The sequence below is a fragment of the Micromonospora parva genome, from assembly GCF_000718515.1.
Lineage (GTDB): Bacteria > Actinomycetota > Actinomycetes > Mycobacteriales > Micromonosporaceae > Micromonospora > Micromonospora parva.
Genome location: NZ_JNZS01000024.1, coordinates 31,349 through 56,633 on the forward strand (window position 1 = coordinate 31,349; position 25,285 = coordinate 56,633).

The 25,285-nt window shown below is 72.1% G+C and carries 28 protein-coding genes; 16 read left to right on the top strand and 12 right to left on the bottom strand.

The window, feature by feature from the left end:
* Positions 1-142: 142 nt before the first annotated feature.
* Positions 143-970 carry a sigma-70 family RNA polymerase sigma factor gene (locus tag IF22_RS0126620; protein WP_030336656.1) on the top strand — a complete coding sequence of 276 codons (828 nt, stop codon included), beginning with the start codon at positions 143-145 and terminating at the stop codon, positions 968-970.
* A 1-nt stretch (position 971) separates the two neighbouring features.
* Positions 972-1,259, top strand: a complete 288-nt coding sequence (gene rsrA, locus IF22_RS0126625; RefSeq protein ID WP_030336658.1) for a mycothiol system anti-sigma-R factor — start codon at positions 972-974, stop codon at positions 1,257-1,259.
* Positions 1,260-1,371: 112 nt separating this feature from the next.
* Here rsrA and IF22_RS36500 read toward each other — a convergent pair whose 3' ends face one another.
* Positions 1,372-1,446, bottom strand: coding sequence for a 50S ribosomal protein bL37 (locus IF22_RS36500; RefSeq protein WP_369814844.1), 75 nt, complete (start codon positions 1,444-1,446; stop codon positions 1,372-1,374).
* 221 nt (positions 1,447-1,667) lie between these two features.
* On the opposite strand from IF22_RS36500, the gene IF22_RS0126635 reads away from it, so the two are divergent.
* Complete coding sequence (locus tag IF22_RS0126635) at positions 1,668-1,889, top strand: biotin/lipoyl-binding carrier protein (protein WP_030336662.1); 222 nt, start codon at positions 1,668-1,670, stop codon at positions 1,887-1,889.
* Positions 1,886-2,395: a GNAT family N-acetyltransferase gene (locus IF22_RS0126640; protein ID WP_030336664.1), complete on the top strand. Its 510-nt coding sequence runs from the start codon at positions 1,886-1,888 to the stop codon at positions 2,393-2,395. Before IF22_RS0126635 ends, IF22_RS0126640 begins: the two co-directional genes overlap by 4 nt.
* Positions 2,396-2,461: 66 nt before the next feature.
* On the opposite strand, the gene IF22_RS0126645 is transcribed toward IF22_RS0126640, so the two are convergent.
* Complete coding sequence (locus tag IF22_RS0126645; RefSeq protein ID WP_030336665.1) at positions 2,462-3,040, bottom strand: TetR/AcrR family transcriptional regulator; 579 nt, start codon at positions 3,038-3,040, stop codon at positions 2,462-2,464.
* Positions 3,041-3,151: 111 nt separating this feature from the next.
* Here IF22_RS0126645 and IF22_RS0126650 point away from each other — a divergent pair, with 111 nt between their 5' ends.
* A complete protein-coding gene (locus IF22_RS0126650) occupies positions 3,152-4,738 on the top strand; it encodes an MDR family MFS transporter (RefSeq protein ID WP_030336667.1) in 1,587 nt (528 codons plus the stop codon).
* A 154-nt stretch (positions 4,739-4,892) separates the two neighbouring features.
* Here IF22_RS0126650 and IF22_RS0126655 read toward each other — a convergent pair whose 3' ends face one another.
* A complete protein-coding gene (locus tag IF22_RS0126655; protein WP_051708803.1) occupies positions 4,893-6,719 on the bottom strand; it encodes a tetratricopeptide repeat protein in 1,827 nt (608 codons plus the stop codon).
* 188 nt (positions 6,720-6,907) lie between these two features.
* Here IF22_RS0126655 and IF22_RS0126660 point away from each other — a divergent pair, with 188 nt between their 5' ends.
* The gene (locus IF22_RS0126660) at positions 6,908-7,939 is read left to right on the top strand and encodes an SIS domain-containing protein (protein WP_030336670.1); all 1,032 of its coding nucleotides are present in this window, start codon (positions 6,908-6,910) and stop codon (positions 7,937-7,939) included.
* A gap of 25 nt (positions 7,940-7,964) precedes the next feature.
* Positions 7,965-9,557, top strand: a complete 1,593-nt coding sequence (locus IF22_RS0126665; protein ID WP_030336671.1) for a PAS domain-containing sensor histidine kinase — start codon at positions 7,965-7,967, stop codon at positions 9,555-9,557.
* A gap of 149 nt (positions 9,558-9,706) precedes the next feature.
* Here IF22_RS0126665 and IF22_RS0126670 read toward each other — a convergent pair whose 3' ends face one another.
* A complete protein-coding gene (locus IF22_RS0126670; RefSeq protein WP_030336672.1) occupies positions 9,707-11,206 on the bottom strand; it encodes a glycosyltransferase family 39 protein in 1,500 nt (499 codons plus the stop codon).
* Positions 11,207-11,287: 81 nt separating this feature from the next.
* Positions 11,288-12,313 (bottom strand): aldo/keto reductase family protein, encoded by a 1,026-nt coding sequence (locus IF22_RS0126675; RefSeq protein WP_030336673.1) that lies wholly within the window; start codon positions 12,311-12,313, stop codon positions 11,288-11,290.
* A gap of 63 nt (positions 12,314-12,376) precedes the next feature.
* On the opposite strand from IF22_RS0126675, the gene IF22_RS0126680 reads away from it, so the two are divergent.
* From IF22_RS0126680 to IF22_RS0126700, 5 genes are all read left to right on the top strand, one after another.
* Entirely contained in the window at positions 12,377-13,288 is a 912-nt protein-coding gene (locus IF22_RS0126680) for an ArsR/SmtB family transcription factor (protein ID WP_036412359.1), read from the top strand.
* A gap of 291 nt (positions 13,289-13,579) precedes the next feature.
* Positions 13,580-15,292: a nitrite/sulfite reductase gene (locus IF22_RS0126685; RefSeq protein WP_030336675.1), complete on the top strand. Its 1,713-nt coding sequence runs from the start codon at positions 13,580-13,582 to the stop codon at positions 15,290-15,292.
* Complete coding sequence (locus IF22_RS35525) at positions 15,289-15,450, top strand: hypothetical protein (RefSeq protein WP_167337345.1); 162 nt, start codon at positions 15,289-15,291, stop codon at positions 15,448-15,450. The genes IF22_RS0126685 and IF22_RS35525 overlap by 4 nt, the downstream gene beginning before the upstream one ends.
* The gene (locus IF22_RS0126695; protein ID WP_030336676.1) at positions 15,447-16,214 is read left to right on the top strand and encodes a phosphoadenylyl-sulfate reductase; all 768 of its coding nucleotides are present in this window, start codon (positions 15,447-15,449) and stop codon (positions 16,212-16,214) included. The genes IF22_RS35525 and IF22_RS0126695 overlap by 4 nt, the downstream gene beginning before the upstream one ends.
* Complete coding sequence (locus tag IF22_RS0126700; protein WP_030336677.1) at positions 16,196-17,065, top strand: sirohydrochlorin chelatase; 870 nt, start codon at positions 16,196-16,198, stop codon at positions 17,063-17,065. The genes IF22_RS0126695 and IF22_RS0126700 overlap by 19 nt, the downstream gene beginning before the upstream one ends.
* 130 nt (positions 17,066-17,195) lie before the next feature.
* Here the strand turns inward: IF22_RS0126700 and IF22_RS0126705 are convergent, their stop codons facing one another.
* The gene (locus IF22_RS0126705; RefSeq protein WP_007072794.1) at positions 17,196-17,453 is read right to left on the bottom strand and encodes a WhiB family transcriptional regulator; all 258 of its coding nucleotides are present in this window, start codon (positions 17,451-17,453) and stop codon (positions 17,196-17,198) included.
* A gap of 447 nt (positions 17,454-17,900) precedes the next feature.
* Positions 17,901-18,851, bottom strand: a complete 951-nt coding sequence (locus IF22_RS0126710; RefSeq protein ID WP_030336678.1) for a diacylglycerol/lipid kinase family protein — start codon at positions 18,849-18,851, stop codon at positions 17,901-17,903.
* A gap of 43 nt (positions 18,852-18,894) precedes the next feature.
* Here IF22_RS0126710 and IF22_RS0126715 point away from each other — a divergent pair, with 43 nt between their 5' ends.
* A complete protein-coding gene (locus IF22_RS0126715) occupies positions 18,895-19,284 on the top strand; it encodes a hypothetical protein (RefSeq protein ID WP_030336679.1) in 390 nt (129 codons plus the stop codon).
* 22 nt (positions 19,285-19,306) lie between these two features.
* On the opposite strand, the gene IF22_RS0126720 is transcribed toward IF22_RS0126715, so the two are convergent.
* From IF22_RS0126720 to sodN, 3 genes are read right to left on the bottom strand one after another with little or no spacing between them, the layout of a single operon-like run.
* Positions 19,307-19,714, bottom strand: coding sequence for an ATP-binding protein (locus IF22_RS0126720; protein ID WP_030336681.1), 408 nt, complete (start codon positions 19,712-19,714; stop codon positions 19,307-19,309).
* A gap of 32 nt (positions 19,715-19,746) precedes the next feature.
* On the bottom strand, positions 19,747-20,292 hold the full coding sequence (locus IF22_RS0126725; protein WP_030336683.1) for a GNAT family N-acetyltransferase: 546 nt from the start codon (positions 20,290-20,292) through the stop codon (positions 19,747-19,749).
* A complete protein-coding gene (gene sodN, locus IF22_RS0126730) occupies positions 20,289-20,693 on the bottom strand; it encodes a superoxide dismutase, Ni (RefSeq protein ID WP_030336684.1) in 405 nt (134 codons plus the stop codon). The genes IF22_RS0126725 and sodN overlap by 4 nt, the downstream gene beginning before the upstream one ends.
* A gap of 53 nt (positions 20,694-20,746) precedes the next feature.
* Here sodN and IF22_RS0126735 point away from each other — a divergent pair, with 53 nt between their 5' ends.
* From IF22_RS0126735 to IF22_RS0126745, 3 genes are all read left to right on the top strand, one after another.
* Positions 20,747-21,127 (top strand): S26 family signal peptidase, encoded by a 381-nt coding sequence (locus tag IF22_RS0126735; protein WP_051708804.1) that lies wholly within the window; start codon positions 20,747-20,749, stop codon positions 21,125-21,127.
* A 145-nt stretch (positions 21,128-21,272) separates the two neighbouring features.
* Entirely contained in the window at positions 21,273-22,451 is a 1,179-nt protein-coding gene (locus IF22_RS0126740; protein ID WP_030336688.1) for an NAD(P)-dependent malic enzyme, read from the top strand.
* A gap of 140 nt (positions 22,452-22,591) precedes the next feature.
* Positions 22,592-23,554 (top strand): zinc-binding dehydrogenase, encoded by a 963-nt coding sequence (locus IF22_RS0126745; RefSeq protein ID WP_030336689.1) that lies wholly within the window; start codon positions 22,592-22,594, stop codon positions 23,552-23,554.
* Between the two features lie 143 nt (positions 23,555-23,697).
* Here IF22_RS0126745 and IF22_RS0126750 read toward each other — a convergent pair whose 3' ends face one another.
* Together IF22_RS0126750 and IF22_RS0126755 are read right to left on the bottom strand one after the other, a co-directional pair.
* On the bottom strand, positions 23,698-24,663 hold the full coding sequence (locus IF22_RS0126750; RefSeq protein WP_030336691.1) for an alpha/beta hydrolase family protein: 966 nt from the start codon (positions 24,661-24,663) through the stop codon (positions 23,698-23,700).
* A 75-nt stretch (positions 24,664-24,738) separates the two neighbouring features.
* On the bottom strand, positions 24,739-25,275 hold the full coding sequence (locus tag IF22_RS0126755) for a nucleotidyltransferase domain-containing protein (RefSeq protein WP_030336693.1): 537 nt from the start codon (positions 25,273-25,275) through the stop codon (positions 24,739-24,741).
* Positions 25,276-25,285 lie beyond the last annotated feature (10 nt).

Here is a 25,285-nt window from a genome sequence, read left to right on the forward strand (position 1 = left end):
ACCAGTCCTCCCAGGCCCTTCCTGGTCCCAGCGCCGGCCGTCGTCGGCGCCGGGACCAGGAACGGGGAGAGCCGGCCGGAATGCCCCAGTGGTCATCTCGCGTTACTACCCCCGGACGACTTTTCTGCGAGGGGGGTGACCGGTGCCAACCGAGACACGAAGCCTGGAACAGGATGAACGGGACGCCCGGCAGTTGAAGCGGCTGCTGGACGGCCCGCAGTGGCCCGCCACGGCGGGACCGGGCGGGGTGGGTGCGGTGAGCACGGGCACACCAGCCGGAAGTGAATCTGTGGGTAGGTCCGTGCGCGTATCCTCGGCGGGAAAGCATCCGACGCGAGGGGATGTGCGGTTGACCACCGAGAAGACGGACGAGCGCAGGGCCCGATTCGAGCGGGACGCGATGCCATTCGTCGATCAGCTCTACGCTGCTGGGCTGCGAATGACGCGCAACCCGGCGGATGCCGAGGACCTGGTCCAGGAGACCTACCTGAAGGCGTACGCGGCCTTCCACCAGTTCGAGCAGGGCACGAACCTGAAGGCCTGGCTGTACCGGATCCTGACCAACACCTACATCAACTCCTACCGCAAGCGGCAGCGCCAGCCGATCCAGGCGCCCACGGAGGAGATCACCGACTGGCAGCTCGCCGAGGCCGAGTCGCACACCTCCAGCGGGTTGCGCTCCGCCGAGACGGAGGCACTGGACCGGCTGCCGGACAGTGACGTCAAGGAGGCCCTCCAGCAGTTGCCGGAGGAGTTCCGCCTGGCCGTCTACCTCACCGATGTCGAGGGCTTCTCCTACAAGGAGGTCGCGGACATCATGGGTACGCCGATCGGCACCGTGATGTCGCGTCTGCACCGTGGCCGTCGTAATCTGCGCAAGCTGCTCGAGCGCTACGCGGGGGAGCGGGGCTTCAGTGCGGCCCGCTCGGCGAAGGGTTCGACCGCCGCCGCTGCCGGCCGGGAGGTGTGACGTGAGCTGTGGGGAGCCGCACGAGACGGACTGCCGCGAAGTCCTCGCGGAGGTGTATCTCTACCTGGATCTGGAGTGCGCCGACGAGCGCCGCTCGCTGATCCGGCACCACCTGGACGAGTGCGGGCCCTGCCTGCGCGAGTACGGGCTGGAGCAGGAGGTGCGGGCGCTGGTGGCGCGTTGCTGTGGCAACGAGACCGCGCCGGACGAGCTGCGTGAGCGGCTGCGGGTCAAGCTCACCGAGCTGGTGGTCTTCGAGACCAGCGATTCCCGTGAGCTGGCCGACTGAGCGTCGGCATGAGCTGGCAAGACCGGTGGCCCGGGTCGATGTCGACCCGGGCCACCGGTGTATCCGGCCTCGGCCGGCTGAGCGACGACGGGCAGTGGGCCCGTCGACCCGTTCAGGAGTTGGGACGCTTGCCGTGGTTCGCGGCGCTCTTCTTACGAGCCTTCTTCTTCCGGGACTTCTTCGCCATGCTGACCTCCTCGTGATGGGTCGGATCCGTCCTGCGCACGACCTCGGCGCGGATGCGGCCACCGGCGGTCCGGCGTCGGGTCCGACCCGCTGATGGTAGTGCGGTCGGCACCCGCCGCCTCCCCCAGGGCGGGACTGCCGTCGCGGCTGTGCCGCTGCGCGCCCACCACCGGTCGACGCATGATTGGATACATCGGCAGGCACGTCGCGAAGAGGGAGGGCCTGAACATGGCCGAGGAGATCCGCGCCGAGATGGTGGCCAACGTCTGGAAGGTCGTCGCCACGGCGGGTGACACGGTGGCCGAGGGTGACACCCTGGTGATCCTCGAGTCGATGAAGATGGAGATCCCGGTCGTCGCCGAGTCCGACGGTGTGCTGCAGCAGCTCGCCGTGCACGAGGGCGACGTCGTGCAGGACGGTGACCTGATCGCGGTGATTGCGTGACCGGATTACTGGTCCGTCCGGCCGAGCCCGCCGACTTTCCGGCGGTGGCCCGGCTGACCGTTGCCGCGTACGAGGCGGACGGTCAGCTCAAGGGCGAGCACGGGTACGGCGAGGTGCTGGCCGACGTGGCGACCCGGGCCGCCAGCGGCGAGGTGCTGATCGCTGTCGATGAGCTGACCGGCGCGGTGCTCGGCTCGGTCACGTTCGTGCTGCCGGGCACCCCGTTCGCGGAGCTGTCCGGGCCGGGCGAGGCGGAGTTCCGGATGCTCGCCGTCGACCCGGGCGCGCAGGGTCGTGGCGTCGGTGCCGTGTTGGTCGAGGCGTGCGTCGACCGGGCTACCGGGTTGGGTTGCACGGCGGTGGTGATCTGCGTCCGGGCCGGGATGGCCGATCCGGCGCACCGGCTCTACTCGCGGCGCGGGTTCGTCCGCTCGCCGGAGAAGGACTGGTCACCGGCGCCGGGCGTGGACCTGCTCGGCCTGCGCCTGGAGCTGGCGCGCCGCTGAGCCGCCGGGCCGTTCCCGCTGAACCGCCCACCGCCGGGCCGTGCTGAGCCGCCGGGCGGGCCCGGGTCAGGCGTCGGGCTCTGTACCGATGGCGGCCAGCAGCTCGTCGGCCACGTCCAGGGCGAGCTTGCGACGTTCGTCGTCGCTGATGTGCGGGGCGCGGACCGCGAACCAGCTGGTGTGCACCGCGAACAGCGACAGCACGGCGCGCAGTTGGGCGGCGGGGGAGTCGTCGCCCCGGCAGAGCGCCCCGGCCAGCTCCATCATCCGGCCGCGCATCTTCTGGCCGGAGGAGAGACTCTTGAGCGCGGTCTGGTTCTGCTCGAAGAAGCGCATCACCGACGGCTGACTGCCGTCGAACATCGTGTCGGCGTATCGGGAGATCAGCTCCCGCCGGGTGGCCAGGGTGGCGGGCTGGGTGGCGGCCCAGGCGGTCAGCGCGTCCATCCGCTCCAGGCGGTCCTCGACGAAGCTGGCGACGATGTCGTCCTTGCTCTTGAAGTGGTAGTAGAGCGCAGCTTTGGTGACGTTGAGGCGCTCGGCGATCTCCCGGAGCGAGGTCTTCTCGTACCCCTGCTCGGTGAAGAGTTCGAGCGCGACGGCCTTGATCCGTTCCCGCGTTCCGCCGCCTGTGCTCTCGCTCACGCACGCCCTCCAAATGGCTTGACCGTTGCTCGTACCCAACTTACCGTGCGGCTAGTAAGGTGACTAGCCGGGCGGCAAGTAAGTACGGCAATCCTCGGGGGGAGCTTATCCATGACTCAGGCAACCCAGGTCGGCACACGACCCAACAACATCAGGGTCGTGCTGTTCGGGCTGATGATCGCGATGATGCTCGCGATGCTCGACAACATGATCGTCAGCACCGCGTTGCCGCGGATCGTCGGCGAGTTCGGCGGGCTCAACCACTTCACCTGGGTGGTCACCGCGTACGTCCTGGGCACCACCGTCTCCACCCCGATCTGGGGCAAGCTCGGTGACCTCTACGGCCGCAAGTCGGTCTTCCTGACCTCGGTCGTCATCTTCCTGGTCGGCTCCGCCCTCTGCGGCATGGCCGGCTCCGGCATGTTCGGCGGCCCGCAGGACGGCATGGTCCAGCTCATCGCCTTCCGGGCCGTGCAGGGCCTCGGCGCCGGTGGCCTCATGGTCGGCGTGATGGCGATCATCGGTGACCTGGTCCCGCCCCGCGAGCGCGGGCGCTACCAGGGCATGATCGCCGGCATCATGGCCATCGCCATGGTCGCCGGCCCGCTGGTCGGCGGCTTCATCACCGACCACCTCTCCTGGCGCTGGGCGTTCTACGTGAACCTGCCGCTGGGCGGTGTCGCGCTGCTCGTGCTGATCACCACCATGCACCTGCCGAAGTACCGCACCGAGCACCGGATCGACTGGCTCGGCGCCGGGCTGCTCTCGGTCGGCATCACCGCGATCGTGCTCATCACCACCTGGGGTGGCAACGAGTACGACTGGACCTCGACGCAGATCCTCGGCCTGGCCGTGCTGGCCGTCGTCGCGTTGGTGGTGTTCGGGCTGGTGGAACGCCGGGTCCAGGAACCGATCCTGCCGCTGGCGCTCTTCGCCAACCGCAACTTCGCGCTGATCTCGGTGATCGGCTTCCTGCTCGGCTTCGCGATGTTCGGCGCGATGAACTTCCTGCCGCTCTACCAGCAGACCGTGCAGGGGGCGTCGGCGACAAACAGTGGTCTGCTGTTGCTGCCGCTGATGTTCGGCATGCTCGTCGTCTCGCTGGTCATCGGCCGGGCGATCACCCGCAACGGCAGGTACCGCGCGTACCCGATCATCGGTGGCGTGGTGATGACCGCGGGCATGGCGCTGCTGTCCATGCTCGACACCGACACCAGCAAGTTGATGTCCTCGCTGTACATGATCGTGCTCGGTGTCGGCATGGGCTTCCTCATGCAGACGTCGATGCTGATCGCGCAGAACAGCGTGGAGCAGAAGGACCTCGGCGCGGCCAGCGGCGCGGCCACCTTCTTCCGGTCGATCGGCGGCTCGTTCGGCATCTCGCTGTTCGGCGCTATCTTCGCCAACCGGCTGGCCAGCTCGGAGGGCGGTCGGGCCTTCGGCGGCGGCGAGGCCGGCGCCGGGATGGACCTGGCGAAGCTCAGGGAGTTGCCCGCTCAGGCCCGCGAGGCGGTGCTCGGCGGTCTCTCCGACGCCATCTCGCACGTCTTCCTCTGGGCGGTCCTGTTCACCATCGTGATCCCGGTGCTCGCCTGGTTCATCAAGGAGATCCCGCTGCGGACCGCGAACGAGGCCCCGCCGCAGGCCACCCCGGAGGAGGACGCCGAGGTCGCCCTCGGCAAGGCCCCCGTCGCGTAACCCCCCACCCCACCCCACCCCGCCCCTAGCCCCACACCCCCGCGATCTTGCACTTTGTGCGGTGACATAAGCCCTCTATACCGGCAAAACGCCGACAGAAAGTGCAAGATCGCGGGGATGGGGCGCGGGCAAGATCGCGGGGGTTGGCAGGGAGTCAGCGGCGGAGCAGGCGTTGCCAGAGGCGGCGTAGGGGGTTGCGGGGGCGGGGGAGTCGGGGGGAGTGGGCGTTCAGCAGCTCGGTGGCCAGTGCCGCGGTCGCCGGGTCGAGCTGTGGGGCGGCCAGTGCCAGGTGCGCCAGTGACGCGGCGATCGGGACCGGTCGGGTCCGCGCCACGGCGGCCACGTCGGCCAGCCGCTCCGCCACCACCCGGGCCACGTCCGGCCGTACCGAAGGGTCCACCCAGGCCGCGGTGACGAGGGCGAACAGCGCCGCCTCGGTGACCCAGTCCTCGACGCCCCAGATCAGGTCGAGGAGCACCCGGCGTCGGGTCGAGCCCTCCCACGGCTCGTCGGTGCGGTGGTGCAGCAGCCCCAGACAGGCCCACACCTGCACGCCACGGACCCAGACCGACGGGTCGTGAGCCGCCAGCAGCCGACCTACCGCGTTGGCCGGCGCGGCCGGCGGGTGCACCAGCAGGCCGAGCAGGTCGGCCAGCTCAAGGCCGGCCAGGCCCACCGCCGCGTCGTACGCCGCCGGTGGGTGCGCCCACGCCGGGTGGGCGATCTGCCCGATCCGTTCGACAGCAGCCGCCGAGGGCGCGGCCAGCGCGGGCGTGGGGACGGCGTCCGCGTAGTGCCACAACCGCTGCGCGGACGCCCGTCGGGGTTCGCGCGGGTCGGGCTCCGGCGCGCCGACGACCTCGATCCGCAGCCCGGGGGCGGTGGCGATCGCCGTCCCGACCGCGCTGGGCGGGGCGGCGGCGGGTAGGCGTACGGCGCCGCCGAGACCGTTGTCGTCATCGGCCACCGCCTGGCGCATCGCGTCGACCAGGGGCCCGCCGGCCGGGGTGAGTTGCCCGAGCCAGGGCTTGCCTCGGCAGCACTGGGCCAGGTCGCCGTGCTCGTGGCTGTCGTCCGGGTGGTCCCGCACGAAGTCGGCGAGCGCGACCAGGTGGGCGAGGTCGCCGTCGCGCAGGTGCCGCAGGCGGTGGGCGGTGTGCACCGCGCAGTCGAACGACGGATCGCGGGCCAGCGCCCGCTCGGTCCACTCCAGCGCCTCGTCCAGTCGGCCGATCTCGGCCAGGGTGCCGGCGATGTCCGCGTAGATCGCCAGGTCGTCGGGGTCCAGCTCGACGGCCCGACCGAGGGCCGCGAGGCCGTCGCGGGTCCGGCCTGAGCTGCGGTACGCGTACCCGAGCCACACCTCGCCCATCTTCGAGGGCTGGGCGCGTACCCCTCGGGTGGCCCAGCGGACCGCCAGCTCGGTCTCGCCGAGGCGCCGGGCCAGCGCGGACGCCGCGCCCAGCAGTAGGCCGTGTTCCGGGTGCACGGTGGCCGCGTTGCGCGCGAGGGTGAGGTACGGGGACAGCGGGGCCCGGCCGATGCGGGGGACGGGGTCGGGCAGCGCGGCGCAGATCTGCATGAGGACGCGGGCGATGTGCTCCGGGTCCAGTCGTTCGGCCAGTTCGGGCGCGGTGACCCAGGGCACGGCGGCCCACTCGGTGCCGGGTGCGTACGCCGTCGCCGCGGCCAGCAGCTCCAGCCCTTCGGCGGGGCGGCCGGCGGTGGCCAGGAGGTGCGCGCGGGCGACCACCGCGCCCACGAAGGTGTGGTGGTTGATCGGGAAGAGGTCGAGGCCGCCGCCGCTCGTCGCAGCGAGCCGGGCCAGCGTCTCGTGCACCTCCGGAAGGGTGGGGGCCTGCGCCAACGCGCCGGCGAGGTGGCCGGCGGCGTGGTGCAGGTCGCCCTCGTCGAGGGCCAGCCGGGCCAGCGCCAGCTCCTCCGTCACGGAGAGCGCGGGATCGTCCGTTCCCTCAGGCACGTCGTCCTCTCGTGGCAGCTAGACCGGGTGCGGCGGGTGAAGCTTAGTTGATATTGAGATCAACTGGTGATCAGCTGCGCAGTCCTGCTCGTTCGATTGCTGAGATACGGTTAAAAGTGCAAGACTGAGCAAGAATCGCGCGGCAATCGCGCAGGGGAGGGGCTTCCGTGACACGTGCAGGGGCTGGAATGGCCGCCGACATCGACGAGCAGCCGGCTGGCTACGCGCGCCTGCTCTCCGCGGCCAACGCCGCGGAGATCGCCCGGGTCGCGGCGATCATCGCCGAACGGCGGCCACGGCACGTGGTCTTCACCGCGCGGGGCACCTCTGACCACGCGGCGCTCTACGGGGCCTACCTGACCGAGATCCGGCTCGGCCTGCCCGCCGGGCTCGCCTCGCCCAGCGTCGTCACCCTGTTCGGGGCCCGCCCCGACCTGTCCGACGCGCTGGTCGTCGGGGTCAGCCAGAGCGGTGGCTCGCCCGACCTGGCCGAGGTGCTGCGCGCCGCCCGCGCCTCCGGGGCGCTGACCCTCGCGGTGACCAACGCCCCCGACTCGCCGCTGGTCGACGTGGCCGAGCTGAGCGTCGACATCGCCGCCGGGCACGAGCGGGCGGTGGCCGCCACCAAGACGTACACCGCCGAGCTGCTCGCCCTGTTGATGCTGGTGGAGGGGGTCCGGGCCGGCGACGGGGTGCTGCCGACCGCCGAACGGGAAGCGCTCGACGCGCTGCCCGAGCTGGCTGCCCGCACCCTGGCCGACGACACCCCGGCCCAGCTCGCCCCGCGCTACCGGTTCGCCCGCCAGTTGGTCACCACCGGCCGCGGCTACGCCTACCCGACCGCCCGGGAGGCCGCGCTCAAGCTGATGGAGACCTCGTACCTGCCGGCGCTCGCCTTCTCCGGTGCCGACCTGCTGCACGGCCCGCTCGCGATGACCGACCCGGAGGTCCCGGTGCTCGCCGTGGTCGGCTCCGGCCCCGGTGGCCGGTCGATGGGGGAGGTGCTGCCCCGCCTCGGCGAACGCCGCGCCGACGTCGTGGTGGTCGGCTCCGCCGACGTGCCGGGCGCGACCCGGCTGGCCGTTCCCGAGGTCGACGAGCGGTACGCCCCACTGCTGGACATCCTGCCGATGCAGCGGCTGGCGCTGGCCCTGGCGCTCACCCGGGGCGAGGATCCGGACGCGCCGCGCGGGTTGAAGAAGGTCACCGCGACGATGTGAGGCGTGGCGTGGCACCCTGGTCACCGTGTCCACGCTGCGCGACCTCGCCGAGGAGCACACCCATCTCCGTCCGGCCGACATCGACCACCTGCACCGGATCGCCGGCGACTGGCAGCTGCTCTCTGATCTGTCCTTCGCTGACCTGCTGCTCTGGGTGCCTGTCGACACCGAGGGCACGTTCCTCTGCGTCGCCCAGGTCCGTCCGACCACCGCGCCGACCGCATACCAGGACGACCAGGTGGGTCGGATCGTCGGCGGACCGGAGGTGGCCCACCTGGGGGTGGCGTACTCCCAGGGTCGGATCTGGCGGGAGGGCGACCCGGTCTGGTACGGCGACGTGCCGGCCCGACACGAGGCGATCCCGGTTCGGCTGCGTACCGCCGAGGGGGAGGCCGGCGAGGTGATCGCGGTGGTGGGGCGGGACACCAACCTCTCCACCGCGCGTACGCCCAGCCAGCTGGAGCTCAACTACCTCACCACGGCCGACGACCTGGCGCAGATGATCGCGGACGGCACCTTCCCGCCGCCACGGCATCCGGGTGAGACCACCTCGGCGCCCCGGGTCGGCGACGGCCTGGTCCGGCTCGATGCCGGCGGCAAGGTCACCTACGCCAGCCCGAACGCGCAGTCCGCGTACCGCCGACTGGGCTACGCCGCGCACCTGGTGGGCGAGGATCTGGCCGCGCTGCACCGCCGACTGGCCGGCGACCCGCTGGACGGCACCGAGGCGTCGAACGGCATCCTGGCCGCGCTGCGCGGTGAGGCGCCACCGCGCCGGGAGATCGACGCACGGGGTGCCACGATGCTCACCAGGGCGCTGCCGCTGATGCCGGCCGGGGTGCCGATTGGGGCGCTGGTGCTGGTCCGGGACATCACCGAGGTTCGACGCCGGGACCGGGCACTTATCACCAAGGACGCCACCATCCGGGAGATCCACCATCGGGTGAAGAACAACCTCCAGACGGTGGCTGCGCTGCTGCGGTTGCAGGCCCGCCGGGTGGCGATGCCGGAGGCCCGGGTCGCGTTGGAGGAATCGGTCCGACGGGTCGCCTCGATCGCCCTGGTGCACGAGACGCTCTCCATGTCCAGCGACGAGGCGGTCGAGTTCGACGGCATCGTCGACCGGGTGGCCAGCGCGGCGACCGAGGTCGCGGCGACCGAGGTGAGCGTCGGCATGCGGCGGCGGGGCAGCTTCGGCGTGCTGCCGGCGGAGATCGCCACCTCGCTGGTGATGGTCCTCAACGAGTTGCTGCTCAACGCCGTCGAGCACGGCTTCCCGCCGGCCGACGAGGCGGACGAGGTCCCGGTGCCCGCCGCGTCCGGCATGGTGCCGGTCGCCGCCCCCGAGGTCGACCCGTCGCTGCGGCCCGAGGTGGTGGTCTCCGCGCACCGGTTCCGCAAGATGCTGCACGTTTCGGTGACCGACAACGGCCGCGGCCTGCCGCCGGACTTCGACGCCGAACACGGCAGCCGGCTCGGCCTCCAGATCGTCCGCGCCCTGATCACCGGGGAGCTGCGCGGCACCATCGAACTGCGGGCCGGTGCCAACGGTGGCACCGAGGCGGTGCTGATCATCCCACTGGCCCGCAGCGCCCCGGAGGGCCGCTCCCAACCCTGACCCGCCCTGCCGCCTCCAATGGGGCGGGGTCCGCAGCGGGAGCGGATGTCGGGATGGGCGTGATGCCTCTCAGTCATCAGGATGACTGAGAGGCATCAGGCACATCGAGGTGGGCGGGCCTGGTCGCCGGCCGGCGCCCCGGGGCCGGGTCAGCGGTCGGAGCGGGTGGTCAGCAGGGCGACGGTCAGGCCGGGGCGCTGCCAGACCTGCGCGACGGTGAAGTCCGCGCGGAGCGCGTCGCCCTTGGCCTCGGGCACGGCGGCCAGCGGGTCGGCGTGCCGGCCGGAGACGACGAGCCACACCCGCGTCGTACCGGCCAGGCACTGTGCCGGCTGGGGGCACTCGGCAGCCCACAGATCGCCGCGGCGTGCCTCGTCCTCGGTGACCAGCACGTCGCGTGGTGGGTCGGCGAGGTGGTACTCGATGCCGAGGTCGAGGAAGAGCCAGCTGTGCCTTGGCGAGTAGACCACCGCGTCCCCCGGTCGTTGACCGTCCGCGATCACCCGCGCCGCCCCCGCGTAGTCCACCGGGGCGCTGCGCGGCCACTCGTGGGTGCGTCGCAGCGCCGCCTGGTCGGGCAGGCCGAGCAGCCCGGCCAGGACCACCGCCACCAGCGCGCCCGGTGCGCTCACGGCGGCGAGCGCCGCCCCCGCCAACAGGCAGGCGAAGGGCACCACGAAGACCAGGTACCGGGGCACCCACAGCGGCACGACCGCGCCGGCGGCGAAGAGCAGCAGTACGGGCAGCAGCACCGCGCTGACCGGCAGCACCGCGCGTCGCCCGAGCCGGGCTGCGCCCAGCGCGGCGACCCCGACCAGCAGGCCACCCACCACACTGCTCTGGGCCACGCCGCCGGGCAGCGCGCTCAGGTCGTCCGGCCGGACCAGGTGGACCCAGTTCAACTGCCGGGACTGCTGGGTCCGGGCCTTGACCAGCAACGGGCTGACCAGCAGCGCGGCCGGCAGCACGGCGACCAGCCACCGCCACACCCGCCGGTCCCGCTCGGCGTCGAGGCGCGGGGCGGTGCTGCCGGCTGTGGTCGGGGCGGCGCTGGCCGGGGCGGCGATGCCGGCCGCAGCCGGGCCGCGCCACCAGGCGATGAGGACGACCAGCGCGTGCGCGGCGAGCAGTGTGAGTGCGATCAGATGGATGAGCCCGAGCGCGGCGACGGCGACGGCGTAACCGCCCCAACGGGCCCAGCCCGGTCGACGCAGCGCCGTCACCAGCAGCACTGTGGCCAGCACGGCGAGCATGGTGGCCAGCGCGTACGGGCGGGCCTCCTGCCCGTAGCGGGAGGTGCCGGGGAGCACCGCGAACAGCAGCCCGGCGAACAGGCCGGCGCGCCGGTCGACGAGCCGCGCGCCGAGCACGGCGAGCAGCCCGGCGGCCACTGTCATCGCCAGCACCGCCGGTAGCCGCAGGGCGATCGTGGAGTCGCCGACGACAGTGGTCCACCAGTGCATCAGCAGGTAGTACGGCCCGGTGGCGGCGTCGATGGTGCCGGCCAGCCGGGCCAGGTCGGTGGGCGAGCGGGTGGCCGCGCTCCACGTCGCCAGCTCGTCGCGCCAGAGCTGGGCGGAGCCCAGCCCGGTCACTGTCACCGCCAGGGTCAGCAGCGCCGGGGGGAGCCAGACCGGCAGGCGGCGCAGCCGCTCCCACGCCGTCCCGGCCGACCTCTCGGACAATTGCCCCACGGTTCGAGCCTGCCACGGCCACCCCCTCCGTGGGCGTCACCCAGCGGCAGGGGGCGGGCGCCAGGCGGACATCACGTCGTTCGGTCTGGCGGTCTTCGCCGGATCACGCTCCACGAGTTCGTCGAGCACGGCGTCGATCCGGGCGATCAGCTCGTCGTCGAGCCGTACCGTGGCGGCCTTGGCCGTCTCGGCGAGCTGCTCCGGCCGGGACGCGCCGACGATCGCGCTCGCCACGGTCGGACGGGCCAGCACCCACGCCACCGCCAGCTGGGCCATCGTGCAGCCGGCCGCCTCGGCGACCGGTCGGAGCTGACGTACCCGGGAGAGCAGCAGATCCGAGGAGTAGCGGGCGATGAACGCGCCACCGAAGCCGTCGGTGGCCCGGGAGCCGGCGGGCCGACGTCGACCAGGTTCGTACCGACCGGTCAGCACGCCCATCGCGAGTGGCGCCCAGGCGAGCTGGCCCAGGCCGAGGTCCGCGCAGGCGGGCGACACCTCGGCCTCCACCACCCGCCACACCATCGAGTACTGCGGCTGGTTGGCGATGAACGGGATGCGCAGCTCGGCGGCGAGCCGCAGGCCCTCGCGCAGCTGCGGGGCGGTCCACTCGGAGGCGCCGACGTAGAGCACCTTGCCCTGGCGGACCAGGTCGGCGAAGGCGAGCATCGTCTCCTCCAGCGGCACGCTGTCGTCGTACCGGTGCGCCTGGTAGAGGTCGACGTAGTCGGTGCCCAGCCGGCGCAGCGAGGCGTGGCAGCCCTCGATGATGTGTTTGCGGGACAGCCCGGCGTCGTTGGCCCCCGGCCCGACCGGTAGGCACACCTTCGTGCACAGCTCGATCGAGCTGCGCCGGACGCCGCTCAGCGCCTTGCCCAACGCCTCCTCGGCCCGCCCCTGGGCGTACCGGTCGGCGGTGTCGAACGTGGTGATGCCCGCATCCAGGGCGGCCTTCACGCACGCGGCCGCCGCGTCGTCGTCGAGCTGGTTGCCGTGGGTGACCCAGTTGCCGTACGCGACCGCGCTGACGCGCAGGCCCGACCGGCCCAGTTGCCTGTACTCCATACCGAGGATCCTCGGGCCGCCCCGCGCTGTCGCCGAACCGTTCGACCGTGGTCGAATCCGTGGGTGATCGAGGTTCGGTTCTCGCCCGACGACCTGAGCCGGGTCCGGTTCGTGCACTCGCCGCTGGCCGAGCTGGTGGCCAGCTCCTGGGCGTTACGCAAGCCGACGAAGTACTGGATGCACCGCCCGTGGCGGGAACGCGCGGAGCGGCTGCTGCCGGACGCCGGCCTGGAGCCGCTGCTGACGGTGCTCAGGTCGTCCAACGGTTACGTACCGGATTTCCTCACCCCGATCGGGGCGGCACCGAACCTGGCCGCCGAGCTGCGGGCGGTCGCCGGCACCGACCCGTCCGTGGTGCGCCGGCAACTGGACCGGGCCGGCGCGCCCCGGCTGACACCGGACGAGCTGGTCGCGCAGCTCCACCGATACTTCACACTGCTGATCGCACCGGACTGGCCCCGACTGCGGGCGCTCGCACTGGCCGACATCCGGCGGCGGACGCTGCTCGCTGCCGAGCAGGGTGGGCGCATCCTGCTCCGCGAGCTGCACCCGTTGATCCGCTGGGACGGCGCGGCACTGCGGGTCGCCGTCGGCACGAGCCTGCCGGCCGGCCTGGACGGACGCCCGTGGACGCTGCTGCCCACCTCCTTCTCCGGGCCGACGGTGCACGCGATCATGGAGGGCGATGCCGGCCCGGCCCTCTGCTATCCGCCCAGTGGGCTGGGCGGGCTGTGGGCTTCGCCGCCGCCCAGCGCCGCGCTGGCCGCCCTGCTCGGCGGTACGCGGGCGGCGGCCCTCGCCCTGCTCGACGCACCGCTGAGCACCGGTGAGCTGGCCGCGATGCTGGGTCTCGCGCCGGCGACCGCGTCGCACCACCTCACCACGCTGCGGGACAACGGCCTGATCGTCGGCGTACGCCAGGGACGGGTGGTGCGTTATGCCCGAACTGTCCTCGGTGACCAACTGGTCGGCTGACCTCCGGCCCGTGATGTGGGATCCAGCACGCGGACATTGGCCGGCCCCCATGGGGTGTGGCAGCATGAGCCCATGACCGCCGCAGTCGTCCGCCGCTTCGTGGCACGTCGCCACGTCGATTACGGCCGCGTGCGCAGCGCGATCTGTCCGGCCAACTGACGACGCCCGACCAATCCGTCTCGGGCGCGCTCCGCGCCGGCTGTCCCCGACACCGTTGTCTTGCCCGCTTCGCCGGGCCGGCCGCCGCGCCCCGCGTGCCCCGAGGCACAGCAGACAACGGAGGACGCCGCGATGGCGGTCAGCAGCATCCCGGCCCGTTCCGAGGACCCGACGGCTCGCCCGACCCGAGCGCCGCGCCGGCCACGGGGTGAGGGTCAGTGGGCGCTCGGCCACCGTGAGCCGCTCAACCCCAACGAGCGGATCAAGAAGGACGACGACCCACTCAACGTTCGAGCCCGCATCGAAACCATCTACGCGCACCGCGGCTTCGCCTCCATCGACCCGCAGGACCTGCGCGGCCGGTTCCGCTGGTGGGGCCTCTACACCCAGCGCAAGGCGGGCATCGACGGTGGGCGCACCGCCGTGCTGGAGCCGCACGAGCTGGAGGACGAGTTCTTCATGCTCCGGGTCCGCATCGACGGCGGTCAGCTCAGCCTGGCCCAGCTGCGGGTGATCGCGGACATCTCCCGGGAGTTCGCCCGGGACACCGCCGACATCACCGACCGGCAGAACATCCAGTACCACTGGATCCGGGTCGAGGACATGCCGGAGATCTGGCGTCGGCTGGAGTCGGTCGGCCTGCAGACCACCGAGGCGTGCGGCGACTGCCCGCGGATCGTGCTGGGCAGCCCGGTCGCCGGGGTGGCCCGCGACGAGCTGCTCGACCCGACCCCGGCGATCGACGAGATCGTCTCGCGGTACGTCGGTGACAAGCAGTTCTCCAACCTGCCCCGCAAGTTCAAGACGTCGATCTCCTGGCTGGTGGACACCCCGTACGAGTCGAACGACATCGCCTTCCTCGGTGTCGACCACCCCGAACACGGCCCCGGCTTCGACGTCTGGGTCGGCGGGGGTCTCGCCACCAACCCGATGCTCGCCAAGCGGCTCGGCGTCTGGGTGCCGCTGGCCGAGGTGCCGGACGTGTGGGCCGGGGTGGTCGGGATCTTCCGCGACTACGGCTACCGCCGACTGCGCAACCGGGCCCGGCTGAAGTTCCTGGTGGCCGACTGGGGCGTGGAGCGCTTCCGCGAGGTGCTGGAGAAGGACTACCTCGGTCGTACGCTGCTCGACGGCCCAGCGCCGATCCTGCCCTCGAAGCCGATCGACCACGTGGGCGTGCACGAGCAGGCCGACGGGCGGCACTACGTGGGCGCCGCCCCGGTGGTCGGGCGGGTTTCCGGCGCGCAGCTCAGCCAGCTCGCCGACGTGGTCGAGGCGCACGGCAGCGACCGGGTGCGGCTCACTCCGTACCAGAAGCTGCTGGTGCTCGACGTGCCGTCGGAGCGGACGGAGTCGCTCGTCGACGCGCTGCGCGGGATCGGTCTGGAGGCCCGGCCGTCGGCCTGGCGGCGCGGCACGATGGCGTGCACCGGCATCGAGTACTGCAAGCTCGCCATCGTCGAGACGAAGGCCCGTGGCGAGGAGTTGGTGGCCCGGCTGGAGCAGCGGCTGCGCGACTTCGACGCGGACATCTCGATCCACATCAACGGCTGCCCGAACGCGTGTGCCCGCACCCAGGTGGCCGACATCGGGCTGAAGGGCCAACTGGTGGTCGGCCCGGACGGCCGGCAGGTCGAGGGTTTCCAGGTGCACCTGGGCGGCGGCCTGGGCATGGCGCAGGGGCAGACCGCCGGGTTCGGCCGCAAGCTGCGCGGCCTGAAGACCACCGCCGACGAGCTTCCGGAGTACGTGGAACGGCTGGCCCTTCGCTACCTGGCCGGTCGCAGCGAGGGCGAGACGTTCGCCAACTGGGTGATCAGAGTCGACGAGGAGGAACTGCGGTGAGCAGCGAGAACCGAGCGGCACCTCTGCACTGCCCGTACTGCGGCGAGGAGGACCTGCGGCCGCACGAGTCGGGGCACGGCGCCTGGGAGTGCCACGCCTGCACCCGGGTCTTCTCGGTGAAGTTCATCGGGCTGCTCAGCCGGACGGTGACCCGGTGAGCGCGGGTCTCGTCTCGGCCACGAGCCTGCGCCTGGTGGGCCCGGGCGCCTCGGCACCGGCCGACCCGAGCGGGCGCAGCCCGGACGAGCTGCGGGCCCTGGCCGAGCAGGCCGCTCGGGACCTGGAGGGCGCCCCGGCACTGGAGATCGCCCGCTGGGCGGCGCAGACCTTCGGCGAGCGGTTCTGCGTGACCAGCTCGATGGCCGACGCCGTGCTGGCGCACCTGGTGTCCCGGGTGGCTCCCGGGGTGGACGTGGTCTTCCTCGACACCGGGCTGCACTTCCCCGAGACGCTGCGGGTCCGTGACGAGGTGGCCCGGACGCTGCCGGTGAACGTCCGGTCGATCCGGCCCCGGCTCACCGTCGGCCAGCAGGACGGCCAGTACGGTCCGCGACTGTTCAACAAGTCACCGGACGACTGCTGCCAGCTGCGCAAGGTGGAGCCGCTGGAGCGGGCGCTGAGCGGGTACGACGCCTGGGCCGCCGGTCTGCGTCGGGACGAGTCGCCGACCCGGGCCAACACCCCGGTGGTGACCTTCGACGCGCGCCGCGGCAAGGTCAAGGTGAACCCGATCGCGGCCTGGTCGCAACGGGACGTGGACGCCTACATCGCCCGGTTCAACGTGCCGGTCAACGAACTCTTCAAGCAGGGGTACGGGTCGATCGGCTGCTGGCCGTGCACCCGCCGTACGAAGGCCGGCGAGGACGCGCGGGCCGGCCGGTGGGCGATGTTCGAGAAGACCGAGTGCGGGCTGCACGTCTGACCTCGCCGGGCACGACAGTGACCGGTGCGGCCGGCGGGGCGGACCCGGTGGTGCTCGTCGCGCACGGCAGCCGTGATCCGCGAGCGGCCGATGCCACCCGGGCGCTGGCTCGGGCGGTGTCGGCGGCCCGGCCCGGCACACCGGTGTGGGCGAGCTGGCTGGACCACACCGAGCCGGGGCCGACCGAGCTGCTGCGTCAGCTGGCCGTGGCCGGTCACCGTCGGGCGGTGCTGGTGCCACTGCTGCTGACCGCCGCGTACCACCATCGGGTGGACATTCCCGCGGCGGTCGCCGCGGCCACCCGGTCCGGGCCGCCACTGGCGGTACGGGTGACCGACGTGCTCGGCCCGGCGGACGACACCCCCGATCCGGCGCTGCTGGCCGGGCTGTGCCGTCGGCTGGGTGAGACGTGGCCGGATGGCTCGACCGCGTCGCGTCGGGGCGGCTTGGACGCGTCGCGTCGGGGCGGTTTGGACGCGTCGCGTCGGGGTCGGTTCGACGCGTTGGTGCTGGCTGCGGCGGGCACCCGGGATGCGCGGGCGCGCCGCTCGGTGGGCCGGGTTGCCGATGCGCTCGGCGTGGAGTTCGGGGTGCCCTGCCGGGTGGCGTACGCGTCGGCGGCTCCACCGGCGGCCGCCGTGGCGGTGTCCCGGTTGCGGGCGTCCGGCGCGCGGCGGGTCGCGGTGTCCGCGTACTTCCTGGCGCCGGGGTTGTTCCACGACGCGGTGGCCGAGGCGGCCGGGGCGGCGGGTGCGGTGGCGGTTGCCGCGCCGTTGACCGACGCGCCGGAGCTGGTCGAGTTGGTGCTGCGCCGGGTCGACGATCGGCCCGTGCTGGCGTCGACGGGCTGAACCCGTGCCGGCCTGGACGGGCTGATCCGGTGCCGGCCTCGACGGGGCTGATCCGGTGCCGGCCCGGTGCCGGACAGCGGAACGCCCCGGTGGGCGAACCCACCGGGGCGTACAGCTGTGTCGTTGGGGATCAGGCGGAGTGAGCGCGCAGCACCCGGAGACCGCCGCGCCGCTTGACAGCGCGCCGCTCCTCCTCGCTCATTCCGCCCCAGACGCCGGCGTCCTGACCAGACTCGAGTGCCCACTGCAGGCACTGGTCGGTCACGGAGCAGCGCCTGCAGACGGCCTTGGCCTGCTCGACCTGCAGGAGAGCCGGTCCGGACGTCCCAATCGGGAAGAACAGCTCCGGGTCCTCGTCGCGGCAGACAGCATGGTGACGCCAGTCCATGGCGGCAACACTCCTCATTCTGGATGGGTGGCAAATATTGCTTGTCGTGCTTTCCCTATATGCATCCGCAGTGCCGAGGTGACAGTTAGCGTTCGTCCATTCGGCAGTGCGTGAGCAGGCAGTTAGTGCCGGGGACCTGCTGGAACAGCTCAACCTGACGAGCATATCCAGGCAATGTCCCGGTAACTCAAGTTCGCTTGTGAATACTTTCACGAACAGTCGTGATGTCAAGGGTGACGCTCGGAAAAACTCCGGGCGGTGAGCAAGCCCACAACCCGTTTGTCCGGGTTTCCGCGCTTTCCTGGTTACCCGGCGTGCCACAGTCGAGGATCAATATAGTACAGTCCGCGTGACATTGCTGACATTTCCGGCACCTGCCCCTCGGTGTGGCGGCGACCCGGCCGATCGGTTGTGGCCACCGTGTCGACCAACTGCGGTACCCGAGACCTAGCAGATTACTCTCAGTGCGGCCGGAACGGAGGTGAATCTGACTTTCTCCCGCTCGCCGAGATAGTCCCCGTCCAGCTGGAACGCCTGCGGGCGGCTGGAGACCAGGGTAAACTCCGCCGTGTCATGGAGTCGTAACACCTGACGACCGCGCGGATTCGGTTGCCGGGACAGGAACTGCGTCACTGTCCGTGTTGTGCTAGCCACCCGGAGCTGACGCAACGCCAGTACGTCCAGCCCGAGATCGAACGACGCCTCCGGGTTCGGGTTGACCTCCCGGTCGCCCAGGTACGTCCACGGGGCAGTGTTCTGGATGATGACGGTGGCCAGCTCGGCCTCCGCCGGCTCGCCCGGGCGCTCCAGGACGATCGCCGGGTGCCGCCGGTCCGAGGCGAGGAAATACTGGTTCATGATCGAACGCAGGTAGAGCGACGGCGTGGACACCCGCCCCTTGCGCCGGGCCTGCTCCACCCGGTGGATCACCGCGGCGTCCAGGCCGAACCCGGCGCAGAAGGTGAAGTAGCGGTCGTCGGCGCGGCCCAGCCCCACCGTCCGGCTGCGGCCCAGCCGCAGCCCCTCCAGGATCATGCTGGTCGCCTCCGGCCACTCCCGGGGCAGCCCCACCGCGCGGGCGAACACGTTTGTCGAACCGCCGGGGACGGTGGCCAGCGCGGGCAGTCGCTCGGCCATCGGCGCATCACCGGCGCGGGTCGGCGGCTCGGCCGTCATCAGGCCGTTCACCACCTCGTTCACCGTGCCGTCGCCACCCAGGGTGACGACCAGGTCGACCCCCTCCGCGGCTGCCTCCCGGGCGAGCGCCACGGCGTGCCCGCGCCGACGGGTGTAGCGCACGCTGAGATCGACTTCGCTGCGCAGCGCCCGGACAAGCACGTCCCGGCTGCGTTCGCTGGTGGTGGTGGCCTTCGGATTGACCACCAGGACGGCCCGCATGGGCGGCACTGTACCTGCCGGCAGCCCGGGTATCGTGGCGCGCGTGACCATCGACTCGGACCCGATCCCCGTCACGCTCCGCTGGGCGGTCCGGCTGCTGTGGGCAGAGGCGGCAGTCGTCGGGCTGATCGCCGTCTGGCTGATCTGGGCCGACCTCACCGCCACCCGCACCGACCTGCTGGCGGCGTTGCTGGTGACCGGGTTCGCCATCGGCGCGGCCGTCGTGCTCTGGGCGCTGGGACGCGCGCTGCTGCGCCGTCAGGCGGGCGCACGCGCCCCCGCCATCGTGCTTCAGCTGATGCTGCTGCCGATCGGTTGGTTCATGATCCAGGCTGGGCTGGGCTGGCTGGGCGTGCCGCTGATGGCGCTCGGCCTGGGCGTGGGCTGGCTGCTGGTCTGCTCCCCGACGACCCGTGCCCTCGGCTTCCAGTGACCACCAGGGTGGGCCGGGTCGGTCAGTAGCCGCCGGAGCGGCGGGTGAGCAGCGCGATCGTGGCCCGGCCGTCGGCCGACGTGGCGGACGCCGACGTGGTCAGCGCGGTGAGCACCTTCCAGGCGAAGGACGACTCGGCGGGCAGGGTGGCACCGCGCACGGTCGGCACTGTCACCTCGACGGTGAGCGCGTCCTCGGTGACCGCGAAACGGCACTCCAGCTCGGCGTCGCGGGTGGCGATGGCGAGCAGCATGGCGCACGCCTCGTCGACAGCGATCCGCAGATCCTCGATCTCGTCGAGCGCGAACTGCAACCGGGCCGCGAGACCGGCGGTGGCGGTGCGAAGAACGCCGAGGTAACCGCCGTCGGCGGGCACCGTGAGGTGCACCACGTCGTCGTCGGTCGCTGGCTGGCCAGTCAGTTGAGTCACGCCTCATCCCCCCGGTCGGGGACTCTACCCGGTCAGTCGCCCGTACGCGTGCCGGCGGTGGTGACGTGATCGGCCAGCTGGCGGAGCGCGTCGCCGCTGAGCCGGTAGGGAACCCACTCGCTCATCTGCTCGGCGCCGATCGAGGCGTAGAAACCGGCGGCCGGGTTCCAGTCGATCATCCACCACTCCAGCCGCCGGTAGCCGCGTCGTACGCAGATGTCGGCCAGCGTGGCGAGCAGCAGCCGACCGGCGCCGGTGCCCCGGGCGGCCGGCCGGACGTAGAGGTCCTCCAGGTAGATGCCGTGCACGCCGGCCCAGGTGGAGAAGTTGAGGAACCACAGTGCGAAGCCGACCGGCTGGTCCTGCTCATCCACCGCGACGTGGCCGAAGAGCGCCGGAGCGCTCGGCTCTTCCGACGTCGCGCCGGCACCGAACAGGGCCGAGGTCAACTGCTCGGCGGTGAGGTGGCACTGCTCCGGCGCGCGTTCGTACTCGGCCAGCTCGTGCACCATGGCGACGACGGCCGGCACGTCCTCGGGACGTGCCGGCCGGATCGTCGGGATGACCGGAGAGGTCACGCCTTCTTGGTCTCCCAGAAGATCTTCGAGATCTCGTCGATCTTCGCGAGCAGCTTGTCGGCGGTGGCCGGGTCGAGGCTGCCCTTGACGCCACCGGCGCCGGCGAGCTTGGTGGCCTCGTTGAACAGGCTGTGCAGGTTCGGGTACTTCTCGAAGTGCGGCGGCTTGAAGTAGTCGGTCCAGAGCACCCAGAGGTGGTGCTTGACCAGCTCGGCGCGCTGCTCCTTGATGATGATGGCGCGGGTGCGGAACTCCGGGTCGGTGTTCGACTGGTACTTCTCGCAGATCATTTTGACCGACTCGGCCTCGATCCGGGCCTGGGCCGGGTCGTAGACACCGCACGGCAGGTCGCAGTGAGCGCTCGCGGTGACGCGGGGCGCAAGGATGCGCGGAAGTCGCATCGGGATCCTCCATGGGAAGTTTGCGATGATCAAAGGCGACATTACTCCTGGAGATGCTCCCCCAACCGGTTGAGGTGAAACCAGTGACCGCCGATCACCCGGCTGAGGCGCCCCGGCTGCGGAGGCCGCTGACCGCCGTTCTGGTGACCGGCCCGTCCATGGTCCCGACGCTGCGGCACGGCGACGCGGTGCTGGTTCGCGTCGGTGGCCGCCCGATCCGGGCCGGTGACGTGGTGGTCGCGGTCTTCCGGACCCGGCCCGATCTGCTGGTGGTGAAGCGTGCGGTCCGGTCGCAGGACGGCGGCTGGTGGCTGCGGGGCGACAACGACCTGATCACCGACGACTCCCGGGCGTACGGGGTGGCCGACGTGCGCGGACGGGTGGTGGCCCGCTACTGGCCGCGCCCGGGACGGGTACCTCGCCGGCAGTTATGACCCTGCTCACATCCGAGGGGTGGTGTCGACACTATGCTCGGAAAGTGCCCGGGTGACCCCCCGCACCGCGTGCCACCGCCCGCCGCCCACCTCGCGGCGGGGCCGGCCGCCTCACATCTGCTCGACAGATCCTGGAGTCACCACCATGTCTTCGTCCACCGTGGACCCCGCTGATCCCGTCTTCCAACTGCACCGGGGCGGCAAGATGGCCGTCACCTCGACCGTGCCGCTCACCAGCCGGGAGGACCTCTCCCTGGCGTACACCCCAGGGGTGGCCCGGGTGTGTGAGGCGATCGCCGCCGACCCGGCCCTGGTGGATGACTACACCTGGGTGTCGCACACGGTCGCGGTGGTCACCGACGGCTCGGCGGTGCTCGGGCTGGGCAACATCGGCCCCCGGGCCGCGCTGCCGGTGATGGAGGGCAAGGCCGTGCTGTTCAAGCAGTTCGGCGGCGTGGACGCGGTGCCGGTGTGCCTGGACACCCAGGACGTGGACGAGATCGTCGCGGTGGTGCGGGCGTTGGCACCCTCGTTCGGTGGGATCAACCTGGAGGACATCAGCGCCCCGCGCTGCTTCGAGATCGAGCGTCGACTCGACGAGGCGTTGGACATCCCGGTCTTCCACGACGACCAGCACGGCACCGCGATCGTGGTGCTCGCCGCGCTGCGCAACGCCGCGACGTTGCTCGACCGCAAGCTGGGTGACCTGCGGGTGGCGGTGAGCGGCGCGGGCGCGGCCGGCGTGGCGGTGACGAAGATGCTGATCGCCGGGGGCGTCAACCCCGACCAGGTGGTGGTCTGTGACTCCAAGGGGATCATCGGCCGCCACCGCACCGAGCTGACCGGCACCAAGGCCGAGTTGGCCGCGAGCACCAACGCCGACGGCCGGCACGGCGACGTCACCGAGGCGCTGCGCGACGCGGACGTGCTGGTCGGGGTCTCCGGCGGGCAGATCCCCGAGGCGGCGGTGGCTCAGATGGCGCCCGGCGGAATCGTGTTCGCGCTGGCGAACCCCACCCCCGAGGTGCACCCCGAGGTGGCCGCCCGGCACGTCGCGGTGGTCGCCACCGGGCGCAGTGACTACCCCAACCAGATCAACAACGTGCTGGCCTTCCCCGGGGTGTTCCGCGGTGCGCTGGACGCCGGCGCCACCAGGATCACCGAGGCGATGAAGGTCGCCGCCGCGGACGCCATCGCCGGTGTGGTGGCCGAGTCGCTGACCGCCGACGCGATCGTGCCGTCCCCGCTCGACCCGCGCGTCGCGCCGGCCGTGGCCGAGGCGGTCGCCGAAGCCGCCCGCCGCGACGGCGTCGCCCGCCGCTAGGACGCACGCGTGGGCCGGGGGCGCTCGGGCGCGGCATGCGCCGCCGGCTCTACGCGCACGCGTGGGCCAGGGGCGCTCCGGCGAAGCATGCGCCGCTGGCCTACGCGCACGCCTTCTTAACGAGCGCTCAGCTTGTTACCGTGCCGATCATGCGTGCTGCCTTTGCCTCCCGTTTCGACGACGCCGACCCGCTCGCCGCGCTCACCGTCGGTGAGCGGCCCGAGCCGACACCTCCGGCGGACGACTGGGTGACCGTGCAGTTGCGGGCCACCTCGCTCAACCACCACGACCTCTGGTCGCTGCGCGGGGTGGGTCTCACCGAGGCCCAACTGCCGATGATCCTCGGCTGCGACGCGGTCGGGGTGGACCCGGAGGGGCGTCCGGTGGTCGTCTACCCGGTGGTCGTCACCCCGGGTGACCCGCGCGGGGTCTCCATCCTCTCCGAGCACTTCGCCGGGACGCTCGCCGAGCGGGTGGTCGTACCCCGGTCGAATCTGATCCCGCTGCCCGACGGCATGGCGGCGACCGACGCGGCGTGCCTGCCCACGGCCTGGCTGACCGCGTGGCGGATGCTGACCACCAAGGGCCGCGTCGCGGAGGCCGACAGCGTGCTGGTCCAGGGCGCGGGCGGTGGGGTGGCCACCGCGGCCGTCGCGCTCGCCGTCGCGATGGGCAAGCGGGTGTACGCGACCAGCCGCGACGCCGTGAAGCGTGACCGGATCTCCGCCCTCGGCGCCACCGCCGTGGAGCCCGGCGCCCGGCTGCCGGAGCGGGTCGACGTGGTGATCGAGACGGTCGGCGCGGCCACCTTCGACCACTCGCTGAAGTCGGCCGCGCCGATGGCCCGGATCGTGGTCTCCGGCGCGACCGCCGGGCACGAGCCGTCGGTCAACCTGCGCCGCGTCTTCGCCATGCAGCTGGAGATCCTGGGCACCTCGATGGGCACGCCCGGCGAGCTGTACGAGCTGCTGGCGTTCTGCTCGGACAACGAGGTGCGCCCGGTAGTCGACTGCGTCATCCCGTTCAGCCGGGTCGAGGACGCCTTCGCCCGACTGCACTCCGGCGACGCCTTCGGCAAGGTCGTCATCGACCACGAGGCCTAACGCCCGCCTGTCCGCGCCGCGCTCGCGTCGCGCCATGATCTGCGCAACATCGGGGAAACTGCTGCATTCCGGCGTGCCGAGGCAGCAACATCCCCGATGTTGCGCAGATCTTGGGCGTGCGGCGTGCGGCGCGAGGCGCGGGATCAGAGGTGGTCGTCGAAGGTGGCGATGTCGCCGCGCGTCGCGTCGGTGGAGATGCGCTTCTTGGCGTCCGGGTCGCCGTAGAGCGACCAGCGTAGGAACTCGACCGAGGTGTCCGAGACGACCCGCAGCGTCGCGCCGTCGCTGAGCAGCGCCCGCCCGTGGTCGCCCTTCGGCAGGCTCAGCATCGCCTTCGGCCAGGGCACCTTGTCGTAGGCGGCCTTGCCGGCCGCGTACTCGACCACCTCGTCCAGCTCACCGTGCACGAACAACTGCGGGGCGGCGGCACCGGCGAACGCGGTACCCACCCCGAGCGCCGTGCCGGCGAACACCACTCCCGCGTCCAGCCGTTCGTCCCGGCTCGCGGTGAACAGGCCGATGGTGGTCACCCCGCCCGCCGAGTGCCCGGCGGCGGCCACCCGCTCACCGTCCAACCGGCCGCGCAACGCGTCGCCGGCCTTGCCGTCCAACGCCAACACCTGATCCAACGCGTACGACACGTCGGCGGGCTGGTTGAGCACGTCGAGGACGTTGTTGTCGGCGCCCCGGGAGGTGTGCGGGAACGCGGGCGCGGCCACCACGAAACCGGCCGCCGCCCAGCGGGTCAGCAGCGTGGCGTAGTCGTCCGGCCGCCCACCCAGGCCGTGACTGAACATCACCACCGGGAACCGGCCCTCCGCCGCCGTCGCCGACCGCTTGGCCGCGCCGCCGGACTGCCCGGCCGCCGGGTACCAGAGCGTCGTCGGCAGCGCGCGGCCGTCCCTGTTCAGCTTCAGCTGGCGTACGCCGACAGCGAAGGCGCGCTGCGGGGCTTTCCCGGCGGGTACCTGCGGTGTCGGGGTGGCGGCGGGCGGTGGTTCGACGGGCGCCTGCTGGCTCTCGGCCTTCCTGGCGTCCGCCGAGCAGCCGACCAGACCGGCCAGGAGCAGGGCGCTGGCCAGCAGGGCGGGGGTGACACGACGCGACATGAGTCCGATTGTGCCTCGCCCCGCAGACCTGCCCGGCGCACTTCGGCACTGTGTGCCCGCCCGCTCACCCACAGCTCAGGGGGCGCGCCGCGGAGCGGGGGCGAGATCGCGCAGCCGGGCCAGGTCGTCGGCGTCCTTCGGGCGGCGCTGACGTTCCGGCATCCAGACCGGGTACATCTGCTTGAACTCGATCTGGGCGGCCACCGAGATGGTCGGCACGGTGAGCGGGCCGATCCGGCCGGGTGGGGCGGCCAGCATCCCGGCCGGCAGTGGGGTGCCGGCCCAGGACCCGGCACCCACCGTCGGTCGGCCGGCGGCATCCCGACCCAGGTACGCGAAGCTGACCTCCACGTCGGCGGCGAACAGGTCAAGCTGCGACCGGGCGGGCATCCGCGGGTCGGGAAGCCAGCCCCGGGCCAGCAGCAGGTCGGCCAGCCGGTCCGCGTCGTCGCGCCAGCAGTACCAGTCGACGTCGACGTGCGGGCGGGTCACAGTGCCGAGCTGGAAGTCCATCGCCCAGCCGCCGCGCAGCCACACCGGGATGCCACAGGCCCCGGTCACCGTGATGACCTCGGCGATGCTCGCCAACTGCCGGCGCGCAAGCTCGTCCACCGCACGACCG

Excerpts from the sequence above, each read along its gene's own strand:
- IF22_RS0126710 (WP_030336678.1), bottom strand. The coding sequence starts at position 18,851 with ATGCGGGCCGTCCTGGTGGTCAATCCGAAGGCCACCACCACCAGCGAA.
- sodN (WP_030336684.1), bottom strand. The coding sequence starts at position 20,693 with ATGCGACTTCCGCGCATCCTTGCGCCCCGCGTCACCGCGAGCGCTCAC.
- IF22_RS0126660 (WP_030336670.1), top strand. The coding sequence starts at position 6,908 with ATGGCCGCCGACATCGACGAGCAGCCGGCTGGCTACGCGCGCCTGCTC.
- IF22_RS0126740 (WP_030336688.1), top strand. The coding sequence starts at position 21,273 with ATGTCTTCGTCCACCGTGGACCCCGCTGATCCCGTCTTCCAACTGCAC.
- IF22_RS0126685 (WP_030336675.1), top strand. The coding sequence starts at position 13,580 with ATGGCGGTCAGCAGCATCCCGGCCCGTTCCGAGGACCCGACGGCTCGC.
- IF22_RS0126735 (WP_051708804.1), top strand. The coding sequence starts at position 20,747 with ATGCTCCCCCAACCGGTTGAGGTGAAACCAGTGACCGCCGATCACCCG.
- IF22_RS0126675 (WP_030336673.1), bottom strand. The coding sequence starts at position 12,313 with ATGGAGTACAGGCAACTGGGCCGGTCGGGCCTGCGCGTCAGCGCGGTC.
- IF22_RS0126650 (WP_030336667.1), top strand. The coding sequence starts at position 3,152 with ATGACTCAGGCAACCCAGGTCGGCACACGACCCAACAACATCAGGGTC.
- IF22_RS0126750 (WP_030336691.1), bottom strand. The coding sequence starts at position 24,663 with ATGTCGCGTCGTGTCACCCCCGCCCTGCTGGCCAGCGCCCTGCTCCTG.
- IF22_RS0126705 (WP_007072794.1), bottom strand. The coding sequence starts at position 17,453 with ATGGACTGGCGTCACCATGCTGTCTGCCGCGACGAGGACCCGGAGCTG.